The sequence below is a fragment of the Bacillus sp. F2HM genome (assembly GCF_019266135.1).
Classification (GTDB): domain Bacteria; phylum Bacillota; class Bacilli; order Bacillales; family Bacillaceae; genus Bacillus; species Bacillus safensis.
This window is the reverse complement of record NZ_LRMO01000002.1, coordinates 178,032-200,465: the sequence shown is the minus strand read 5'-3', so window position 1 is coordinate 200,465 and position 22,434 is coordinate 178,032. Positions and strand designations below refer to the sequence as shown.

Sequence of the window (22,434 nt, the reverse complement as noted above, 5' to 3'; positions counted from 1 at the left end):
CGCCTGGATAAAATGGATCTGGGACAAATCGTTTGTCGGTTTCATCTGGAAGATTCCAGTAGCCTCTTGCCAGTCCTTTTCCTGCGATCACGAGCTCACCCGGTACGCCTGGCGGCGACAGGTCGTATAAAGAACCCATGATGTAAAAACGTGTATTGGCAATGGCTGTTCCAATCGGAATCGTGCCTTGTTCTGGATCGATCATTCCGCTTGTCGCTACGACTGTATTTTCAGTCGGACCGTAATTATTGACGAGTTGATATGGAACCGGCTTTACCTGTTTCAGCTTATCTCCGCCTGTTAGTAAATAACGCAGAGAATGGTTGTCCATTGACATAAACTGCTCACATAGCTGCGTTGGCAGGAAGGCAATGGTGATCCCTTCTTCATTGAAATACGCATTGAGCTTGATCATATCGAGGCGAATCGCTTCGTCGATAATGTGCAGCTCTGCGCCGGCGATCCACGGCGGGAACATCTCCCAAATGGAGGCGTCAAAGCCAAAGCCGGCATATTTCGCAGTTCGATCGTCTTTCGTCACTTGGAACGCATCATTGTGCCAGAATGCAAGATTCACAAGGGACTGGTGCTCAACCATGACACCCTTCGGCTTTCCTGTCGTCCCAGAGGTGTAAATCATATAGGCGAGATCCGTTGGTTTGACATGAACCTGAATCTCGTGAGCTTCTCCTTCTACCGCATCTTCTATGAACAACACTTGACCTGTGAATGAAGATGGTGCAGTGAGTCCTTTCTGCATCAGAAGCACCTCTGCCCCGCAGTCTTCCAGCATGTACGCAATACGCTGCGCTGGATAGTCTGCATCAATTGGAACGAATGCCGCACCTGCCTTGAGAACGCCAAGAACAGCTGCCGTCATATCAAGGGACGGACGAGTGAGAATACCGACGCGGTCGCCTGGTTTTGTGCCGTTTGCGATGAGTCTTGAAGCGACTACATTTGCCCGATGATTCAGTTCTTCATACGTCCAGCTCGTTCCGCAGAAGACCGCCGCTTTTTGGTGCGGTGCTTCTTGTGACTTAGCCTCAATCAAGGCATGAACGGTTTGATCTAACGGGACATCTAGGATAGGTCCTGACCATTCATCCAGCTGTTTTTGCTGCTGCTGCGGTGACAATAATTGCATTTGATCTAACGATTGATCTGGCGCTGACACCATTTGTTCCAGCAAATGAAGGAAATATTCTTTCCACTTTTCAATTGACGTCTTTTGAAAGATAGAACAATTAAAATCAAACACGAGTTCAATTTGATCTGCGGATTCGTTTCCAGTTAAGGTCAAATCAAATTTGGCGATATTCTCTTCGAATGGCTGTGGAACAACCTGAAGCCCATCCATTGATAAATCACGAATATCCGCATTTTCCATTGAGAAGACCACATCAAAGATTGGATGACGGCTCGTGTCTCGAACCGTTTGCACCTGATCTACCAATTCTTCAAATGGGTACAGCTGATGCTCGTTTGCCTCTAACACAAGCTGATGAACATTTGACGCAAATTCAGCAACTGTCTGATGTCCTGCTGGTCTTGTTCTAAGTGCCAGCGTGTTCACAAACATGCCGATCACAGATTGAATATCAGGATGGGTTCTGCCGACAACCGGAGAACCAATGATGATATCCTCTTGTCTTGAAAGCTTGCTTAAAAGAATACTGTAGCCAGCAAGCAGGACTGTATAGGTCGTACTGTTGAGCGCTCTAACGAGTTCGTCCAATTTCGCTTTAAGCGAACCTTCGATTGTAAATGAGACACGATCTCCTGAAAATGTTTGCACTTTTGGCCTTGGCAGATCTTCTGGCAGTGCCAGTACAGGCAGCTCCCCTTGTAATTGATCCAGCCAGAAAGCCTCTTCAGCTGCTTTTTGCGCAGCAGATGCCTCACTTTTTGACCAAACTGCATAATCCTTATATTGAACAGGTAATTCCTCTAGTTTTTCTCCTCGATACAGGGCTGATAGCTCCTCAATTAAAATGCCAACAGACGCACCATCTGAAATGATATGATGCATATCAATCAGTAAATAATGGACATTTACGGAGACGGAAACCAGTCCTATTCTGAGTAAAGGCGCTTTTTCTACATCAAATGGCCTGATAAATTCATTCATCAATTCCTGTATGTCTCGGCCGTTCTGTTCAATTTTTTCAATGTCTATAGAGACATTTGTTTCAATCCGTTGAACAGGTTCATTCTGAACAAAATCAAAGCTCGTTCGGAAAGCTTCATGACGTTGGACTAGCTGATCAATTGCCTTTTCAAATCGTTTTTCATCAAAGACACCTTCTAGCTTTAAGGCAGCCGGCATATGATAGCTTTGCTCCGCATCAGTCATTTTCTCCAAAACAAACAGTCTTTTCTGAGCAGATGTCACTGGATAATAGGCCGCCTCTTTGGCAACTTCCACTCGCTTGATCTCCGTTTGATCCGCTTGATCAACCGCAAGGGCGAACGCTTCTAATGTTGGGGATTCAAATAAAGACTTCAAAGTGAGCTCCACCTGCATCTCTTCATACAGCCTGTTCAGCATTTTCATGCCGCGCAGCGAATGGCCCCCGCATTCAAAGAAATGATCATGCCTGCCGATTCGCGGCACTTCAAGAACTTCCTCCCAAATGTTCGCCAGCAGACGCTCTGTTTCTGTTTGAGGAGAGGTGTATTCATTTGCCCCCTGCTCACTGAGATCAGGTGCCGGCAGCGCCCGCCTATCGACCTTGCCATTATTCGTCAAAGGAAGCTCGTCTAATTGCATGAAAAATGCCGGCATCATATACACAGGCAGTTCACGCCCTGCTTGCTCGCGCAAATCAGATAATGAAATAGATCCTTCTGCTGTGAAATACGCACATAACGTGTCATTCGAAGCAGCAATGACGACAGCTTCCTTCACCTGAGGATGCCGCAGCAGCTGGTGTTCAATTTCCCCAAGCTCGATACGCTGTCCGCGAATCTTCACTTGATGATCGATTCGTCCAATGAATTCAATATCTCCATTCGGCAGCCAGCGTGCAAGATCGCCCGTTTTATACATGGCCTCTCCAGGGCGGAAAGGATTGTTGACAAACTTTTCGCTTGTTAGTTCTGGCTGCTTATAATATCCTTTCACCAGTCCATCACCAGCGACACATAGCTCTCCCGCCACACCCGGCGGCTGAACATGTCCAAACTCATCTACAATATAAACAGCCGTTTGACTCACTGGCTTTCCGATCGGGATGGATAACGCCTGCTTCTCAATATGATTCACAGGATAATACGTGGTGAATATTGTGCTCTCAGAAGGTCCGTACATATGAACAAGCTTGTCTTTCCCAACTGTCTCAAGTGCAGTCACTACATGAGGCACAGAAGCACGTTCTCCGCCAAACAGCACTTTTCTCACGTTTTTCAGGCTGTCTTTTTTCATATCGATGAGTAAGTGAAAAAGAGCTGTCGTGATCATTAAAATACTGACTTTTTCTTTCTCAATCGCTCCAGAAAGCTCATTCATGTTTAAGATATGGTCCTTTGGCAGAACAATGAGTTTCGCTCCGTTTAATAAAGCACCAAATACATCAAACATAAAGGCATCAAATACATAGTTTGAAATGCTCATCACCGTATCCTCATGATGAACCGTGAGATAATTCGATTGCTTCACCGTTCTCAAAATGTTCCGGTGTGTCACCATATTTCCTTTAGGCTTACCGGTTGTACCAGATGTATAGGTCAAATTCGCTAAGTCCTCAGGTAGAATATGAGCATCTATAGGGCTGTCTGACTGATGTTCAATCGCTCGATCTTCTGTTTCTATGATGGTTCCCTCAAATGAAGTGAGCACCGAGCGATGGCGCAGCACTTGATGTGTCAGTAAAAATTGTGCACCGCTGTCTGTTAAAAAGTGCTTCACGCGCTCATCAGGGAAATCGGGGTCAATTGGTACATAGACACCGCCAGCCTTAAGCACAGCCAGAACAGAGAGCACCATTTCATTGGATCGTTCAAAGAATAAGGCCGCTTTCATCCCTTTTTTAAAACCATTTTCACGCAAATAATGAGCCAGCTGATTCACTCGGTCATTCAGCTCTTGATAAGAAAGAACCACATCTTCACATTGCAATGCAGGCTGATGACCATGCTGCTGCACCTGTTTTTCAAACTCCGTTACAATGGTTTCTTCTGCTGGATAAGGCGAAGGTAACGGATTCCACCTATTTAACTGAGCTTCTGCTTCTTGTTCAGACAGTAATCGATAGGATTGAATAGCTTCCTGCGGCGCTTGAACCATCTGCTCTAGCAGATAAACATAATGTTTCATCATCTGCTCTGCCGTACTTCGTTTAAATAGCGCCGTACTGTAATCAAGTACAAAGGATAAACCTTGATCTGACTCCATCGCTTGCAGTGTTAAATCAAATTTCGCAATATGGAAATTGGTTTCTTCAACCTCGACCAGCATATCTCCAATATGCTGAGATGCTCCATGATCCGGCGCGAGTGTAAAGACGGTGTCAAACAATGGATGACGGCTAAAATCTCTTGGCACATTCAGCTTTTCAAGCAGCCGTTCAAATGGATATTGCTGATGCTCAAATGCCTGCATTGTCTTTTTCTTTACTTGCTCAATCAGCTGAGACATGGTTCCATTCGGATCTACCTCAGACCGCAAAGCAAGTGTCTGGACAAACATACCGATCATGTCATTCAAATCTGTATGCACACGCCCTGCCGCCGGTGTTCCGACCACGAATTCCTTTTGACCTGTATATTTGGCAAGCAATGTATAGTAAGCAGAAAGCAAGACCGTATACAGTGTCGTGTGATGGTTTGCTGCAAGCTCCTGTAATTGATTCTTTAACGCTTCATCTATTTCTTTGATGACACGATCACCTGCGAAAGACTGGACAGCTGGACGCTGATAATCGGTCAGCAGCTGTAAAGCCGGAATATCACCCGAAAATTCTTGCAGCCAAAATGTCTCTTCTTTTTGAAAGCCTTGGTGCTGCTGCCAAACAGCATAATCTTGATATTGAAGCTTCAATGGTGCTTTAACCGATCCCTCGTAAGCATCTGACAGCTCACGCAGCATCAAATCAATCGAAAGACCATCTGAAATCAGATGATGCATATCGAAAAAGAGCAAATGCTCCTGATCATGCAATGACTGTAAACCAATTCGAAGAAGCGGCGCACACTCAAGATCAAAAGGTCTGACAAATTGCTGCATGTTTTCTACCATCGTACCGCCTGTCAGCTGTTCTATTTGAAAGGACACTGATGAAACGATCCGCTGACGAGGAACACCTTTTATCGTATGAAAAGAAGTGCGCAGCACATCGTGACGTGAGATCAGTCTGTCAAAGGCTTCAGTCAGCTTCTCAAGCTGCAGAGTTCCTTTTAACCTCACAACAGCAGGCATATGATATGCAGTGCTTTGCTCCAACTGACTCACCATAAAGACGCGCTGCTGTGGAGGCGACAATGGATAATGATCGGCAGCCGGCGCTTTTGGTATCACCGTTTCAGAAGACTTATCTGCTTGCTCAATATAAGCAGCCAATGCAGCAATTGTCTGCTGTTCAAATAAAACGGAGAGCGGCACCTCTACTTCAAAGTCTCGCTGAACCTTGGTAAGTACGGTCATTGCTTTGAGCGAATGCCCGCCTCGATCGAAGAAAGAATCATATACACCGATTTTCTCTTGATCAAGAATGTCTTCCCACAAATGAACAAGCTTCGTTTCTATATCGTTTCTAGGTGCCGTATAAACAGCATGTACCGCTCTATCACCTTTTAACGCAGCAAGTGCACGACGGTCGACTTTGCCGCTGACTGTGAGTGGAAAACCATCGAGCTCTTTGAAATAAAGAGGCATCATGTACGCTGGAAGCTGATGTTTGATAGCCGCTTGCAGCATGTCAACAGACACTCCTTCATGACGAGCTTGATAATAAGCACTTAACGCCTTTTCTCCATCCGCTTCGTCAACCACTAGCACGACAGCCTTATCAACTCCATCTACCTGCTCCATCACAGATTCAATCTCGCCTGTTTCTATCCGGTAACCCCTTATTTTCACTTGATCGTCCATTCTGCCAAGATAATCAATCGTGCCATCCGGAAGCCATCTGACTAGATCCCCCGTTCGATACATCCGCTCATGCGGAGAAAACGGATCTGCTGTGAATACCTTCTCCGTCAATTCAGGCTGATTCACATAGCCTCGCCCAACACCTATACCGGCAATGCACAGTTCTCCTGCTGCCCCATGCAGCTGTAATTGATCATGTTCATTTAAAATATAAATACGATGATGACCAAGCGGTTTTCCAATCGACACATAGCGCTGTTCAGTTGATTCGCTCAGCCCACTGAGATCTAGACGATGCACCGCCGCATCCACACACGTCTCCGTTGGACCATACACATTCCACAGAGTAAAATCAGGCTGACTCATACGAACTGCTTCGATAAGTGAACGTGCTGCTTTCGCAGGCAGCGCTTCTCCCCCAATCAACATGTGCGTCAATGACAGCCCGTCCAAATCCGCAGCAAGTAAAAGCTGCACATGCGCCGGTGTTCCATCTGCCGCGTCAATTTGATGTTTTCTGTAATAAACCGCTAGCTGCATGCCATTTCTCGTCGTTTCTCGCGGGATGATATGAAGCGTATGTCCAAATAAAAGGGCAGCAAAGATTTGTTTGACCGATGCATCGAAATGGAATGGGGCTAGAAGCGCCATTTTTAGCTCATTCGCCCCTTGATAAATCTCATGATGCAAAGCATGGACCAAATGATGAAGCTGAAGATGCTCAATCATGACGCCCTTCGGCTTTCCAGTCGTACCCGATGTATAAATCATGTAGGCTAAATCCTCCGGCGCCGTCTGATCGACAAGCTCAGGCAGCCGTCCATCATCTAATAATATTTGCTGCTGCACGATCAATTTTTCCGAAAGGGCTGGGTACTCTTGAATGAACGATTCATCTGTTAACACAATAGAAGCACCTGAATCTTCCACAATAAATTGAATGCGCTCCTCAGGTAATGCCGGATCAATTGGTACATATGCCCCGCCAGCCTTTAGTATGCCGAAGACTGCCACCATGGCATCTGTCTTCCGCTCCATCAAAACAGCAACAGGCACATCACGTGAGATACCTTTCATTTGTAAAAAACGTGCCAGCTTTTCTGCCTGTTGTTGCAGCTCTCCATAAGTAATTGTTCCATTTTCTGCTACAACGGCTGTCCGGTCTGCATATTTGTTAGCTGTCTCATCAAACATGTGATGAACCGGTTTTGCTGCTGGCCTTTCAAACGATTCTCCTTCAGATAATTGCAGCAGCTCCTTTTGTTCACCTGCTGAAAGTAAAGGCAGTGTCCCGATCAGCTGATCAGGCTGAGAGACGGCCGCTTCTAGTAATATCAAGAATCGATCAAACATCTTACTCATTTCTTCTTCTGTGAATACATCTGTACGGTAATCCAAATCAATGGTCAATGTATCAGTATCCCAGCGGTCTTTCACATGTATTGAAATATCATTCATTCCGCTTCCGCTAAAAATCGGTTCAGTAATGAACGACAGATTCTCTTTTTTCTGCCACTGCATCACCTGATACTCTAAAGAAATATCAAAAAGGCGTCCTGTAAACCCTTCTCTTTCCCGCAAATCATTCATGAGCAAATTGTAAGGGTACTTTTGGTGTCGCAAGATCTTCATTTGATCCGCCATGACCTGCTTTACGAAATCAAGAAACGATTGCGACCCTTGAACAGATGCACGCATTGGAATCGTGGATACAAACATCCCAATCATCTTTTTTTCTTTGGCATTCGTCCGGTTGCCCATAAAGGTTCCAAGAACGACATCCTCCATACCGCTAAAGCGATGTAAGTAAATATAGACAGTGGACATAAACATCGAAAGCATACTGACTTTCTGTTCTTCACAAAAAACACGAAGCTTCTCCTTTAAAGAATCTGGAACATCCCCTGAAAATCGCTCCGCATGCAAACTCATCTCGTATCCCTTATGCGGTTTTAAAGATGCGAAGTCTGGAATATGAGCAAATTGCTCATTCCAAAAAGCTTGGTCTTTTTGAAAACGTTTAGAAGATTCATAGGTCTGCTCACTCATGATGTGATCAACGAAGGAAATTTCCTCAACTGGTGAGATGTCTACTCCTTGCAGCATGTCATGATATAAATCAATAATGCGATTTCCCATTAAAATGATGGAAATACCATCCGCGACAATATGATGTGCTTTACAGAACAGCCAGCACTCTTGATCACTGATTTGAAACACCGTAAATTCAATCAAAGGGCTGTCAATCAATGGCATCGGCTCACGAATCTGCTCGTTTGCCCAAACCCTTACTTCCTCTTCACTCCAGCCCTTTTCCATGCGAATCGGCTGTTTTTCATAAGGTTTGATATATTGAACAGGCTCCTCCTCTTCATCTCGATACACGAGCCTCAGCCGAAGAGAGTCAGTTTGTCGAATGTACGCTTGAAGCACATCGACGACCAAAGAAGGATCGAGACCAGATGCCGATCTCAACCTGGCGAATCCACCCAAATTAGAAATACTTGTACCTGGATAAAATCTTTCCGTGTAGAATACTCGCTTTTGCGCATGTGTTAAGGGGTAATAAACTGTATTCATTCTCATCCTCCGCCTCTTCTATGTTTTCTCCACCAATTTCACCCTGCACCCTCTATATCAAAAGAACCAAGTCTATTTCATTAAAATAGACGGTTAAACAGAAAAGGAGCCCACCCCGAATAAAACGGAGGGACTCCCATTTTCATTCGGTAGCCTGCCGACCTTAGCAAAAAAAGAATCATTTACCTTAGGACATGGCTTTGCGTCTCTATGTTTCCATAGATTTGCCTTTTTCTTCTTTTCTTTTAGATATTTTCTATTTACGTCCACTTTATATGAAAATATTGTTTTTTTCACCGAAAAATGGGTGTAAAGATTCATGCGTTATACCGAAGGGATCCTGTGAGAGTTGACGATATTTACCGAAAATAACTAATAATAGTTGCGTTCAACCGAAAATAATCGACTAAATACCGCAAAAATTTCATATTTTCCCTTAAATTTTGAAAATATGACCGAAAATGTAGGATAGAGGTCTCCTTGCGTTCCCCGCAAATTCTTAAATCTTAAGAACTATATTCCCTAAAAAAAATGAATTTTTTTACTGTAAAAACAACAAAAAAAGAGTTGTCATTTCAAATGACAACTCCTTGTTTCTTCATTATATTTACATCACCTTAGACAGACCAATCGTTTTTTCAATAATGAGCAGCGCAATGATAGAAATGATAATAAATATGACAGATATCGCATTGACACTTGGATCAAAGGTTTGCTCAATGTAATTAAAGGTCCTGACAGGAATTGTAATGGTTTGAGGAGAGGAAACGAACAAACTGATCGATATTTCCCCAAATGACGTCACAGCAGAAAACACCCCTCCTGCAATGATTCCCGGCTTAATCAAAGGCAATGTGACTCGAAAAAACGTGCGAATGGGTCCTGCGCCAAGATTCATTGAAGCCAGCTCAAGCCGCGGATCTAAATTCGAAACACTTACGCCTACCGTTCGAACCACATAGGGAAAACCAATGATGACGTGACCAATGACGAGCGCCCACAAAGACCCTGTAAAGCCCATAGCCGTAAACAAGTAAAGCATTGCAATCCCTAACACCACCTGAGGAATCATGAGAGGTGACAGAATGAAAGCTTGGACAGCCTCCTTTCCCTTAAAGGAAAGCCTTGCTAAAGCATACGAAGCCATTGTCCCTAAAAGAACCGTGAGAGGCGTCACGATGAACAGCAGAATCACACTGATCCGAAGAGATTCCATCCATTCTGGATTTGACACGACCTCATGAAACCAGCGCACAGAGAACGAAGTCGGTGGAAATTCAGGAAAGGCATTTGGACTAAAAGCAGATAGGACGATCACAAGAACAGGTATGGTTAAAAAAAGATAAACCAATGACCCAGCAGTCCAAATCAGGATGGAAAGCAAGCGGTCACCTATTGACTTTTTACGCATGCATCCTCGCCTCCCAACGCTTCAATAAATAGCTTAATAGACTGACTACCACAAGCACACAAACCAATAATGTAAAGGACATAGCTGCAGCAAGAGGCAAATTATACACCTGCATGACCTGCTGATAAATTGACAGCGGCAGCAGCGGCTGCATCCGTCCGCCGACTAACAGCGGGGTGATATAACTTCCTGCTGCCAGTGAGAAGACGATGATCGCGCCAGTCACCATGCCTGGAATGGTCAATGGTAAGGTGACATGAAAAAAGGTTCGAATCCGGCCAGCTCCAAGACTCATAGAAGCCGGTCTTAAGTGACGATCCATATCGGTTAAGCTTGTTGCGATCGGCAGTACTGCAAATGGCAGCATGACTTGGACATAGGCAATAATGACCGCATTCATATTCCACAGCATCGAGAGCGGCTTCTCAATTACCTGTAAATCTAGTAACATGCCATTGATCAGACCATTTTGCGAAAGAAGAACAATCCATGCAAATGTCCGAATCACAACACTTGTCAAAAGCGGCGACACAAGTAAGATATAGAAAAATGCCCGCAGACGCGGATTAGGTGCTTTGACGAGCACGTATGCTGCGGGGTATGCCATCAATAAACAAATCACCGTTGTCTGCAAAGCCACCCACACAGTACTTCCAATCGCCTTTACATATGCATCTGTCGTGAACACATGAATATATTGAGAAAAGCTATACGTTTGTAATGTATTCATCATCGAATCGACATCGCGAAAACTGAGAACGAGCATCATCACAAGCGGAGCTAGTAAAAATACAACAAGAAACAAACAGGCTGGCAGCAGCATAAACCAATGAAATCGTTGATTCTTTTTCTTGATTCGCATCACGTATGCACCTTCGAATCTAAGAAAACGATATCTTCAGGCTGCCAATGGATATGGACGGTTTCTCCAACTTCAGGCAGCTCGGGAAATGCCGCATCAGAAGCATGGACAATGATTTCACCATTATCAAGCCCCACAACCAAACGTAATGAATGCCCAATATAACTCACATCTGACAGCACGCCTGATACATGGTTCGGCTTTACTTCCTCCTGCTCAGAAGAGATGCTGATTCTTTCAGGGCGCAGCATAAGCAGTTGCTTTTCCCTCTTCTCTTGATGTGCCGCAGCCTGCAGCTGAAGATGCTGACCGTTTGAATGGGTTACATGCGGAACTGTAAATGCCACATCAGCTTCATTGTACACGGCCTCAAAGATGTTCACCTGTCCGATGAATTCAGCTACAAATCGGTTGTTTGGCTGGCGGTACACCTCTAAAGGCGTCCCAATCTGCTGAATTCTTCCCTCTCCTAAAATTCCAACCCGATCAGAAAGGCTTAAGGCTTCCTCTTGATCATGTGTCACAAGAATGGTTGTAATCCCGACATTCCTTTGAATATTTCGCAGCTCTGTCTGCATGTTTTTTCTTAGTTTGGCATCCAGGTTGCTGAGCGGTTCATCAAGAAGGAGAACAGACGGCTGAATCGCCAGCGCTCTTGCAATCGCTACCCGCTGCTGCTGACCACCGCTTAATTGGTGGGGCATCCGTTTCGCAAATGCCTCTAATTGAACAAGAGACAAGCTTTCCATCACCTTCTCTTTGATTTCCGCTTTCTTTTTCTTTTGAACCTTTAGCCCGTACGCCACATTATCAAATACAGTCAGATGCGGAAAAAGTGCATAGCTTTGAAAGACCATACCTGTTTTTCTTTGGTAAGGCGGCAAAGCTGTCACATCCTGATCACCAATATAGACGACACCTTTTGTTGGTTCTAAAAAACCGCCAATGATGTTTAATAACGTTGATTTTCCGCAGCCGCTAGGACCAAGAAGGGAGAAAAACTCTCCCTCATTCACCGTAAGACTGACATCGTTGAGAGCAATCTGCTCACCGAAGTGCTGACTGATGTGTTCTAAATGAATTCCACTCATGCGATCACCTATTTTCCTCCGCCTAATACTTCGTTCCATCGATTTGTCCAATTGCCAAGCTCAGAGGTCGCTGTTTCATAATCTACCCAAGTCAGCTTGCTGTAATAATTTTCTCCAACTTTCACTTTCCCCTTAATCTTGTCATTGTATTTCACATCAGAATTAGACATGCCATAATAAGATTTTTCCGAAAAAGCTTCCTGAGCTTCTTTTCCGCTCAAGTAGTTTAATAGTTTGTATGCCGCTTCTTCGTGCTGATTTCCTTTCGTTAAAGCCCAGCTCGCAACAGCTGCAACAGCGCCTTCTTTCGGATATGAGAAACCAATATCCATTCCTTCTTCTTCAAGTGCAAATACTCGCCCGTCCCAATATGGAACAGCCGCGACATCCCCACGTTCTAACAAAGTTTGAATCGATCCTGGATTATCTGGAAAAGCAGCTACATGACCTTTTAATTGCGCGAGACTTTTAAATGCTTTATCAATATCCTTAGGATTTGATTCTGTCCCCCCTTGCGCATGAACAAGTGCAGAAAAAAATTGCAAACCGGCTGAATAAGTCGGAGATGAAATGGCTACCTTCCCTTTCAGCTGACTGCTCCATAGGTCAGTCCAGCTGTTTGGTTCCTGCTTGACGAGGTCTTTTCTATAAGCAATTCCAAGCTGCCCCATACTAAAGCCTGCTGCATATTGTTTTCCATTCACAGTAAGCTTCTTTTGGACAGAACGGTAAAGTTTTTTGACGTTCGGCGCTTGAGCTTCATCGATAGGCGCAAGAACGTTTGCTGCGATACCTCTTTGAATCGTATCAGGCTGTAAGATTAGTAAGTCATATGGTGGATTTTTCCCATTTGACGCTTTTAATTTTGTAAACCATTCAGAATCCGCCCCAGAGACGGTTTGCACTTTAATTCCTGTATCTTTTTCAAACTTTTCAAGGACTGGTTTGATATTCTTTTCCCAATCGCCTCCATATACGCCAACAATCACCGTCTGCTGCTGTTTGCCTTGATCCTTTCCATTTCCCCCACAAGCGGCCAGCAGTACAACGATTGATAGGATGCCTGCAAAAATAGCAATTAATCTTCTTTTCATGATTTATTTCCCCCTTTTTGTCCATTCATTTGACGAAGTGCTTGAGTAATATCTTCCTTTGTTAACGGCTCATTTCTATGACTGAAATGTTGATGAACTGCATGTTTATAGTGCGTACGTTCATTAGCCGGATAGGAACGAAGCTGAACGGCCAGCTCACTGCTGGCTTCGTCCGTCCATACTTTCTCATAAGCTGCTCTTTGTTCTCCGAAATCCCACACGTCAGTAGATGCAGAAACATCAACCTTTTCTCGCACCCTGCTCGTCTGCTCCTCATCAATCTTCCATTCATTTTGGTCTAAATATACTTTCACACCATATTGCTGCAGCGCTCTTTCTTCACTTAATAGACCTGCTTCCACTTCCTGAAGGACTTTTTCTTTCTTTCTGTCAAATGGATTCCCCCAGCCGCCTCCACTTGGTGAAATCAATTGAACGATATCGCCTTTTTCAAGTCGCAGAACATCTATTTTGGGCTGGTCTTGTTTCTCATCATTAGCTGTGATCAGCTTAACCTCACCAACCGATCCTGCTCGGCCGCCCATTAATCCCCAAGGCTGAAACTTCATCCGTTCCATTCCTCGTGCTGTCACCATCGATTCAGGCTTCATCATTTCAAATTCCAAACCAATCGCATGTCCGCCTCGATTTTCACCAGCTCCACCTGTATTCGGCAGAAGTTCATATCGGTGAACATGAATATCAATATGCTGTTCCAAACTCTCAATTGGGGTATTCTTCAAAAAGCCTGACGAATGATCAATACCGTCCACTCCATCAGTACCATTTTGAGCACCGCCGCCTCCGCCTAATGGTTCGACAACGGACATTTTCCTGCCACCCGTTTGATCATCAGGTACAGAGAGAACCACAATGGCAGATTGACCTGCACCTGCTGCCGGCACTGCTTCAGGTAACAGCTTACCAATGGCGCCTAGCACAACATTGTACAGCCTCATCGTAATCGAATGACGAATCCCGACAGAAGCCGGGTATTCTGGATGCACCAGCGTTCCTTTAGGAGAGATCACGTCAATTGGATACGTTATTCCACCATTAATCGGTATAAAAGGATCCTTACTAATGATGTAATTAATCAATCCTTGATAAAGAAAGGAATGCTTCTGACCATTGGTAACAAGGTTAAAGGCTGTTTTTACTTGCGGGTCACACTCAGAAAAATCGAGCGTCAGCCGTTTCCCTTTGATCGTTAGCTTGATTTTCAACCGAATAGGGACGTCTGAGATCATATCATCATCTAAATAATCAGCAAATTCACTCGTTCCATCCGGTATAGCTTCAATGACCTTTCCAGCACGATCCTCGGCTTGCTTCAGCAAGTCTATCATTCCTTGTTTCACTTCGTTTTTTCCGAATTTCTCAATCATTTCTTTTAACCGAATATCTGCTGTATTAACTGCAGCAATCATCGCATTGATATCACCATCATTTAGATGACTAGCGCGGCTGTTAGCTCTTAAAAAGGTACGTACGACCTGATTCTCTTTCCCGCCTTCATAAATTTTTACTGGCGGAATTCTTAATCCTTCTTGATGAACATCCGTTGCTGTCGGTGAAATACTCGAAGGCACAAGTCCACCCACATCACTGACATGAACAAAAGACCAAGCATAGCTTACGATTTCACCATCTACAAAAATTGGCTTAATGATATGGACATCTGGCAGGTGAGTCGCCAAACCATCTGTCGTATAAGGATCATTAGTGATGATAATGTCTCCTGGCTGCATCGGCCCGCTTTCTTCAATCGCTTTTTTTAGACTCAGCCCTAAAAAGATCGTCACACCCACTGTCTTCGGATAAACAAAGAAATCTCCAGAAGGCGTGGCTAATGCTGTCGCAAAGTCAGCAGATTCTTTGACGAAGGTCGTAAATGACGTTCGTTCAATGACATGTCCCATGCCTGATGCAATCGCATTAAAATAACTGCGCATCATCTCAAGCTTTGCTGGATCAGTTCTCATGTAAAGCCGCCTCCTTTGAAATCACTAAGTTACCTGATGGATCAATGCTGCCTGCCCAGTTTGGCAAAATTAATGTTGTTGTATCATCCTGCTCAATAACGGCTGGCCCATTTACAATAGAACCTACTGACAGAGTATCCCGGTTATAAACCGATGCTTCGTATTCTTTTTCCTCTATAAAGATTCGTCTATATTCATATGGTTTCACAGAATGTCCGCTGTTTTCATGAACAGGTGAAAAAGGCAGCGGAGGCGTCTCGCCTATGACTCGAACGCGTAAATGAGTAAACTCGATGTTTGCCTGATCATCCCTATGACCATATTGACGCTGATGCAATTTGTGAAAGGCTTCAATGAGTTGGTGGATGTCTTGTTCTTGCTTTAGCCAATCAATCGATAATGGCAATTCAATCTCAAATGCCTGTCCTTGATAACGTGCGTCTGCTAATAATAGAATAGATGTCTGATTGATATGCTGAATGTCCTGCTGGCTGACCCAATCAGTCGCTTTTCGCGACAGCTTCTCATAATCTTGTTTTAGTTGGTTGATCGAATAGTCTTGTAAGCATATTTTCTTCGACAGCACCGCATCATGAATAAAATCAGCGGTCAGAGCACCTAATGCACATAATGTACCCGGACTCGGAGGAACAACCACATTTTTCGCATGAATTTCTCTCGCAAGAAAATTCGCCACAACCGGTCCTGCTCCGCCAAACGCCAGCAAACTAAAATCTCTAGGGTCAAATCCTTGCTGCTCCATCACATTACTTAATTCTGTGTACATATTGGCTACGGCTACTTGAATGAGCTGGTCAGCCGCCTCTTCAACCGTTTTGTTGAGCTGATCAGCAATTGGCTGAAAGGCCTTTTTCGCCGCAGACAACTGTAATTGTAAATGTCCTCCGGCAAAACGTTCTTGATTGAGATAACCGCATATGAGAAACGCATCAGTTAAAGCTGCTTTTTCTCCCTTTCCATACGAAGCTGGTCCCGGATTTGAGCCAACTGATTCTGGCCCCGCTTTTAGAAGTCCGCCCTGATCAATCCATGCTACCGAACCTCCCCCTGCTCCTATTGAATACATCGCAACAGATGGAAGAATAATTGGGAAGCCTGAAAGCTGATTCGATTGCGCCATTGTAGGCTGTCCATTTTGAATAATCGAGATATCTGCACTCGTCCCCCCAACATCAAAAGTGATCAGGTTGGGTTCACTAGCTGATGCTGCAATTCTCGCCGCACCGATGACACCAGCTGCCGGACCAGAAAAGAGAGTCTTAACAGGCGAGGTTGCCGCACTTTCTGCATCCATTAAACCACCATTTGATTGTGTAATGTATGGAGAAATTGGTACACCTTCTTCCTTCAAACGACTTTTCAGTGTTTGTAAATACTGTTTCACCTTTGGTTGAATGTACAAATTAACAACAGACATCACTGTACGCTCGTATTCCCTCATTTGAGGCCATAATTCAGATGAGGTAAGGACTTCTAACTGTGGATAATGATGATTGATATAGGCTTTTGCCTGTAATTCATGAACTGGGTTTTGATAACTATGTAAAAAAGAAATGACGATACCTGCTAGATTTTTAGATATAACATGCTGGACTGCATCATCTAACTGCTGCAGATTGAGAGGGTTTTTGATCGTACCATCGTGTATCAACCTTTCAGAGATTGGATATACATGCTTCCGAGGTATCAATGGTTCTGGCAAACGAGAATTGAAGTCATAAGGAATGGGTAGTCGTAAACGTTGAAGTGACAATATATCTTGAAATCCTTCTGTCACAAAAAGGGCTAAATCTGCTCCTTTTCGCTGCAATAATGTATTAAGACCGATTGTCATTCCGTGAACGAGGTATTGGATGTTGGATAAATCAACACCTCTTTTTTTTAGAAGATTTAACCCATTGATAATACCTTGGGCTGGGTCATCAGTCACTGTGGGTGTCTTGAGTTCAGTCAGCTCCCCTGTTGCTTCATTTATCAACGATAAATCAGTAAATGTTCCGCCTATGTCTATTCCGAGCCGGTATGAGACATCCGCCATTTGTACTTCCCTCCTACAATGTAATTAGAATCATATTTTGATAAATTACGACATTTTTTGATATTTGACTCCATATTATTAAAGCAGATCGGTCTAGTCAATTTTATTTTTTTGAAATTTCTGTGTGTTAAATTCTTGAAATTAGCTCAAAAAGCAGTGATAAAGCCATTTTGGATGAGCATAATCGTTTTATGATCTACAAAATTAAAATTTTTATGAATTTCTACAAAAATGAAAAACAAGAAATCAAGTAAAATCTGTTTTTTGAATTTTAAAAGGCGTTTTTTCTAAACCAGGAGAAATTGGTAAGTAATTCTGCTATACTTCTGTTTACAAAATACGCAAACAAGAAAGAGAGCCAGCACCTATGAAACTTCTTAAAATGATTCTCTTGCTTTTATTGATTGTTATTGGTGTAGCAACAGGCTATATCCAGCTGGAGCAAGGGAAACAAGAGACAGCGAATTCATCTTATGACAAAACGATTCATTTTCCATCAGACCGCTATCCCGAAACAGCCAAGCACATAGAAGAAGCCATTGATGAAGGTCATTCATCCATTTGTACAATTGACCGTAAACATAGTGATGATCAGAGGGATCGATCATTACATGGCGTTCCAACAAAGCGCGGGTATGATCGTGACGAATGGCCAATGGCAATGTGCAAAGAAGGAGGCACAGGAGCTTCTGTCAAATATGTACGCCCTTCTGATAATAGAGGCGCAGGCTCGTGGGTAAGTCATCAATTATCGGATGATCCTGACGGCACAAGAATTCAATTTATCATCGATTAGCAGCCTTTCCCCTTTTCTATATTAAAAAAATTTTCACATGACTGCATGCAGGTATTTTAAACACTTTTTTCATGCCGATAATCCTTAAGGAGGGATATCCTACCTTATACCTAAAGGAGTTAAAAAGCATGAAGAAAAAGGGAAAACTGAGGCTTGGCGCCAAAATTTTGCTGATCTTTTTAAGTGTCCTCATCATCTTTTCCGCAGTTGTTGGTTATGTGGTGAATCGCGAGATGACAGAAAACATCAAGCAAATGGCAACTGAAAAAGCAAAAGGTGATTTAAAACTAGGCTACGCCTACCTGAATGAAAAAGTAGAAGGCTCGTGGCAGATTAAAGAGGACAAGCTATTCAAAGGAAATACGCAAATTAATGATCATGACACATTGGTTGACCAATTAGCCGAATATACCGGTGATACCATCACGATTTTTCAAGGAAATACCCGCGTTGCTACAAATGTCATGTTAAACGGGAAACGAGCTGTAGGTACAGAAGTCTCTCCTGAAGTGAAGACCACTGTTTTAGATAAAGGAGAAAACTATTACGGCACAGCAAATGTTGCCGGGAAAGACTATCAAACGGCTTATATGCCGATCAAAAATGAAGCAGGCGAAACAATTGGTATTTTTTATACTGGCGCCAATCAAAGCATGATTTCACAAATGCTTCAGTCATTCTATATACAATTTGTCCTCGTCCTTTTGTTAAGTCTGATCGTTTCGGTCATCATTATTTCTATTTTCACTAAGCGGATTCAGGCACGTCTCAAGCATATGGCTTCTGCCATTAAGAGTGCAGGCGAAGGTGATTTAACCATCAATGTGACGGATACTGCTGGTGATGAATTGTCTGATCTTGCTGGCCATTTCAATAAGATGCGTGAAAAACTAAATCAAACCATTCTAAATGTCATGAACACGTCTGAATTAGTGGCCACATCCTCTGAGCAGCTGTCAGCTAGCGCAGAAGAAACGAGTGCAGCATCAGAAAAAATCACCTACACGATTCAAGAAGTGGCACAATCTTCAGAAGAACAGTCCGCTCAAATGACAGCTAGTGAGCACAAAATGATTCAAGTATCAAACGAGCTGGCAAACATCACTGAAAATGCAGCACAAATGGCTTCAAGAAGTCACTCCGCACAAGAAGTGGCCCAAAAAGGTGTACACAATATCGGTGAAGTTCATTCACAAATGACGTCTATTGCCAAATCAATTGAAGAAAATGGTACAGCGATTCAAGCATTGGAAACACGTTCAGCTGAAATTGATCATATTTCCAAAGTCATTACAGATATCGCCAGCCAGACAAACCTGCTTGCTCTTAATGCAGCAATTGAAGCAGCACGGGCAGGTGAGCATGGAAAAGGATTTGCTGTTGTCGCAGACGAAGTGAGAAAGCTCGCAGAAGAATCTCAAGCATCATCAAACATGATTTCCCATCTCATTTCTGAAATACAAAAAGAGATGACTCATTCGACGAATGCTATCAAACGAGTAAGAGAGGAAGCGGCTCAAGGGGCTGTACTTATCTCTCATACAGAGGAATCATTTCATGATATCCAGCAGTCGATGAGAGAAATGGCGAATGGCATTAAGCATTTATCAAGTGCAACACAAAAAATCGCAGCTTATACAAACGATGCGAAACAGTCTTTTGCGTCTATTACAGAAGGCGTGAAACGAACGAGTGAACATTCACAGCAAGTAGCCGGTTTAACAGAAGAACAATTTGCTGCAATGGAAGAAGTAACAGCTTCATCAGAAGCGCTTGCCCATTTAGCAGGAGATTTAAAAGCAATGGTCTCGCAATTTCACATCTAGATCCCACACCAAATAGCGCAAGACGGCGACAATCGTCTTGCTGCCTAACTTTCTCCTCAAGAATCACTCTTTAACCATTCACGTTCCAACGAAAATCCATAAATAAAGGAGTTTTTTATATGAATCATTTAAATCAAGCCTATTCTCTATCTATCTCCTACCACCAAATCACGGTATACACCGGAAGCGAAACACCACCTGTCATTGATTGGACAGATGAGGACATTCTTCAAGGATTTGCAACGGGAGATCAAGGAGTTTCCTTTGAAGGAATCAATAATGGAAAGGCGTCTATTATTGTGACATTAAATAGCGATGAGCCCCAAGTCTCGGTTGATAGAGCCATAACAGTTCCCTTTACGCTTACAAGTGATCAAGTTTATATCACAAGCGTCATGGCCCATGTGCTGTCTTTCTCCATTCCAAAAGGAAACTATCAGCTTACCTGCTACACCTCACAGCAGCCTGATCAAGACGTTTATTATGTAAATTTCCAAACAGTGTAGATTACGACTGATCGTATAGATCAAGCCACTTTTCCGCATAGTCTACCGATTCTCTCATGGGCAGTAAATATGAACTGGCAAGTCCAATTTGATTGTGCTGATGGATACCCCCTGATTTCAGAAAATCACGGCCAATGTGTTCAAATAGTTCTTCTCTTGTGATGATATCTTGGTACTCTTTCCATACCCTCCACCCATTCTCTAAAATAGGGGCTCCTCTTGTCATGAGGTCCTGCTGAGGGATTCGGTATTCAGCTAGATGAAAAGCTGTCATGCTCTCAAATGATGCACCAAGCAGCAGCACTTGAGCATGAAGATCATACATGCGGCCAAGAGGCGACTGCTCTCCTAATCCAAAGGAAAGTGCATGGTGTTTCAGAATTTCATTTTTTCTTTTCCCCCAGGCTGTGAATGAAAAATGGGGATGATTGCTTCTCGCCACGCCTGGGTATTTCCAAAATGTTTCCGCCACCTTTCCCATTGCTGCTGGCGTCGTGTAAGCTGGGTCAAATGCGGGCATTGTTTCTTTGATCGATTTCCACCATGAATAAGGAACAGGCGGATCGATCCAATCGGCGGGATCAGAAAGCTCTAACGTTTGTGCGGGCATAATCAGTGTCCCCTCTTCTGTTAAGGTTTCCATCAATGCTTGTACGACGGCTACAGCGCCTCCGTTTACCCAGCCGATTGATGATAAAGATGAATGAACACATAAAATCATGCCCTTTTTCACACCAAGTTGAACCAAGTCTGCTTTGATTCTTTCCTTTGTCATCGGTTCAGCTTGATTTTCGATTAATTTTTGCATCGTTCCTTTTCCTCCTGCGTCTCTTCTATTACTGATGAATGAGACGTTTAACCGCAATAGACAGTTTGTAATTTGCGTAATTTGTCAACTCCGTTAAAAATTGATCAAGTTCATCATGACTGGAGAAATGTCCTTCAGCCATATAACAGCCTTCACCACTTATTTTGAACAAATTCTTGATTTCTTCCTTTTTATAAAGAAACGACAGAAGTGGTTCATGATGATGACTACGGGTATACAGCTGCAAAAAGGTTTGAATCGTCTTTTGTGTCTGCCAATCAATTGAAATGGTATATGCTTCAATCACGCCTTCTTCTTCTAGCTTTAACACCCGATTTGCAACAGCTTGGCCGGTTAAATGAACTTTTTCACCTAGAGCTTTCATCGTTAATCGGCTGTTCTTTGATAGTTCTTTTAAAATATTCATATCTGTTTGGTCTAGCATTGGCTCACCTCTTTCAAAAATCAAGCCCTTCTGCCAAAAGACTTTCATGATCCTCTGTCACGTAGAACTCTTTTAATATACTGTAAACTTAATCAGAAAAAAAGGAGGCCTTTTTATGAAAATTACACTCATTCGCAATGCTACTTTATACCTTCACTATGGTCATTCAACTTTTTTAATCGATCCCTTTTTAGCAGCAAAAGGAACATATCCACCGTTCCCTCATACAGCCAATCAACATTTGAACAATCCTATTGTGGAGCTTCCTGTAAATATAGATTTAGACAGTCTGTTACACCCAGATGCTGTCTTACTCTCTCATTTACATGTGGACCACTTTGACGACGAGGCCAAAAGGAAATTAGCTCAGGATCAACCAATTTATACTCAATCGGAGAAGGATCGAGAAGAAGTTGAAGAAGCTGGATTTCAGCATGTCACATGCATTGAAGATGAAATGGACATTTGCGGCGTTCATATTAAACGTACAGGCGGACAGCATGGGACGGGAGAAACGGCGAAGCGGATGGGCCAGGTGAGCGGTTTTGTTTTCTCTCACCCTGATGAACCTACCCTTTATATTGCAGGTGATACCATTTGGTGTGATGAACCGAAAGAGGTTGTGAATACAAGCAAGCCAGACGTCATTGTGGTCAATAGCGGTGCTGCTCAATTTTTAGAAGGCGATCCGATTACAATGACCAAGGAAGAGATTCTAGACGTTCACCGTTCTCAGCCAAAAGCTCAAATTGTCGTCTGTCATCTTGAAGCAGTGAATCATTGCTTGTTAACAAGAGCTGCTTTAGAGGCTTACATTCAAGAGCATCATGCAGATCAAGCCATTTTTGTCCCTCAAGATGGGGAAAGTCTCACATTCTGA

Annotated in this window: 13 protein-coding genes and 1 riboswitch; of the genes, 4 read left to right on the top strand and 9 right to left on the bottom strand. The window is 43.4% G+C overall.

All coding sequences use genetic code 11. From position 1 onward, the window contains the following. The 7 genes from AWT60_RS02870 to AWT60_RS02840 form a co-directional block, all read right to left on the bottom strand. Window positions 1-8,677 (bottom strand): non-ribosomal peptide synthetase (locus AWT60_RS02870; RefSeq protein WP_218676886.1); only part of this gene is annotated, 8,677 nt, incomplete at its 3' end. Window positions 8,678-8,816: 139 nt separating this feature from the next. Then, window positions 8,817-8,910, bottom strand: a riboswitch (cyclic di-GMP riboswitch). A 368-nt stretch (window positions 8,911-9,278) separates the two neighbouring features. Beyond that, the gene (locus tag AWT60_RS02865) at window positions 9,279-10,082 is read right to left on the bottom strand and encodes an ABC transporter permease (protein ID WP_024424298.1); all 804 of its coding nucleotides are present in this window, start codon (window positions 10,080-10,082) and stop codon (window positions 9,279-9,281) included. Continuing rightward, window positions 10,075-10,944 carry an ABC transporter permease gene (locus AWT60_RS02860; RefSeq protein ID WP_024424299.1) on the bottom strand — a complete coding sequence of 290 codons (870 nt, stop codon included), beginning with the start codon at window positions 10,942-10,944 and terminating at the stop codon, window positions 10,075-10,077. The genes AWT60_RS02865 and AWT60_RS02860 overlap by 8 nt, the downstream gene beginning before the upstream one ends. Beyond that, complete coding sequence (locus AWT60_RS02855; RefSeq protein ID WP_076840708.1) at window positions 10,944-12,035, bottom strand: ABC transporter ATP-binding protein; 1,092 nt, start codon at window positions 12,033-12,035, stop codon at window positions 10,944-10,946. The genes AWT60_RS02860 and AWT60_RS02855 overlap by 1 nt, the downstream gene beginning before the upstream one ends. A gap of 8 nt (window positions 12,036-12,043) precedes the next feature. Next, a complete protein-coding gene (locus tag AWT60_RS02850) occupies window positions 12,044-13,129 on the bottom strand; it encodes an ABC transporter substrate-binding protein (RefSeq protein ID WP_218676885.1) in 1,086 nt (361 codons plus the stop codon). After that, window positions 13,126-15,114, bottom strand: coding sequence for a hydantoinase B/oxoprolinase family protein (locus tag AWT60_RS02845; RefSeq protein ID WP_075622323.1), 1,989 nt, complete (start codon window positions 15,112-15,114; stop codon window positions 13,126-13,128). Before AWT60_RS02845 ends, AWT60_RS02850 begins: the two co-directional genes overlap by 4 nt. Beyond that, a complete protein-coding gene (locus AWT60_RS02840; RefSeq protein ID WP_075622322.1) occupies window positions 15,104-17,173 on the bottom strand; it encodes a hydantoinase/oxoprolinase family protein in 2,070 nt (689 codons plus the stop codon). Before AWT60_RS02840 ends, AWT60_RS02845 begins: the two co-directional genes overlap by 11 nt. A 367-nt stretch (window positions 17,174-17,540) precedes the next feature. Between AWT60_RS02840 and AWT60_RS02835 the strand changes: the two genes are divergently transcribed. The 3 genes from AWT60_RS02835 (at window position 17,541) to AWT60_RS02825 (ending at window position 20,301) form a co-directional block, all read left to right on the top strand. Next, the gene (locus AWT60_RS02835) at window positions 17,541-17,969 is read left to right on the top strand and encodes a NucA/NucB deoxyribonuclease domain-containing protein (protein WP_041106613.1); all 429 of its coding nucleotides are present in this window, start codon (window positions 17,541-17,543) and stop codon (window positions 17,967-17,969) included. 128 nt (window positions 17,970-18,097) lie between these two features. Beyond that, entirely contained in the window at window positions 18,098-19,795 is a 1,698-nt protein-coding gene (locus AWT60_RS02830; RefSeq protein WP_041106616.1) for a methyl-accepting chemotaxis protein, read from the top strand. Between the two features lie 119 nt (window positions 19,796-19,914). Further along, window positions 19,915-20,301: a competence protein ComJ gene (locus AWT60_RS02825; protein WP_041106618.1), complete on the top strand. Its 387-nt coding sequence runs from the start codon at window positions 19,915-19,917 to the stop codon at window positions 20,299-20,301. A 1-nt stretch (window position 20,302) separates the two neighbouring features. Here AWT60_RS02825 and AWT60_RS02820 read toward each other — a convergent pair whose 3' ends face one another. Both AWT60_RS02820 and AWT60_RS02815 read right to left on the bottom strand, forming a co-directional pair. After that, the gene (locus AWT60_RS02820; protein WP_041106620.1) at window positions 20,303-21,109 is read right to left on the bottom strand and encodes an AAC(3) family N-acetyltransferase; all 807 of its coding nucleotides are present in this window, start codon (window positions 21,107-21,109) and stop codon (window positions 20,303-20,305) included. A gap of 28 nt (window positions 21,110-21,137) precedes the next feature. Further along, window positions 21,138-21,554: an Lrp/AsnC family transcriptional regulator gene (locus tag AWT60_RS02815; protein ID WP_025092811.1), complete on the bottom strand. Its 417-nt coding sequence runs from the start codon at window positions 21,552-21,554 to the stop codon at window positions 21,138-21,140. 115 nt (window positions 21,555-21,669) lie between these two features. Between AWT60_RS02815 and AWT60_RS02810 the strand changes: the two genes are divergently transcribed. After that, window positions 21,670-22,434, top strand: a complete 765-nt coding sequence (locus tag AWT60_RS02810) for an MBL fold metallo-hydrolase (RefSeq protein WP_087976258.1) — start codon at window positions 21,670-21,672, stop codon at window positions 22,432-22,434.

Coding starts and splice junctions, on each gene's coding strand:
- AWT60_RS02835 (WP_041106613.1), top strand. CDS start 17,541: ATGAAACTTCTTAAAATGATTCTCTTGCTTTTATTGATTGTTATTGGT.
- AWT60_RS02815 (WP_025092811.1), bottom strand. CDS start 21,554: ATGCTAGACCAAACAGATATGAATATTTTAAAAGAACTATCAAAGAAC.
- AWT60_RS02830 (WP_041106616.1), top strand. CDS start 18,098: ATGAAGAAAAAGGGAAAACTGAGGCTTGGCGCCAAAATTTTGCTGATC.
- AWT60_RS02860 (WP_024424299.1), bottom strand. CDS start 10,944: ATGCGAATCAAGAAAAAGAATCAACGATTTCATTGGTTTATGCTGCTG.
- AWT60_RS02855 (WP_076840708.1), bottom strand. CDS start 12,035: ATGAGTGGAATTCATTTAGAACACATCAGTCAGCACTTCGGTGAGCAG.
- AWT60_RS02850 (WP_218676885.1), bottom strand. CDS start 13,129: ATGAAAAGAAGATTAATTGCTATTTTTGCAGGCATCCTATCAATCGTT.
- AWT60_RS02825 (WP_041106618.1), top strand. CDS start 19,915: ATGAATCATTTAAATCAAGCCTATTCTCTATCTATCTCCTACCACCAA.
- AWT60_RS02820 (WP_041106620.1), bottom strand. CDS start 21,109: ATGCAAAAATTAATCGAAAATCAAGCTGAACCGATGACAAAGGAAAGA.
- AWT60_RS02865 (WP_024424298.1), bottom strand. CDS start 10,082: ATGCGTAAAAAGTCAATAGGTGACCGCTTGCTTTCCATCCTGATTTGG.
- AWT60_RS02810 (WP_087976258.1), top strand. CDS start 21,670: ATGAAAATTACACTCATTCGCAATGCTACTTTATACCTTCACTATGGT.
- AWT60_RS02845 (WP_075622323.1), bottom strand. CDS start 15,114: ATGAGAACTGATCCAGCAAAGCTTGAGATGATGCGCAGTTATTTTAAT.
- AWT60_RS02840 (WP_075622322.1), bottom strand. CDS start 17,173: ATGGCGGATGTCTCATACCGGCTCGGAATAGACATAGGCGGAACATTT.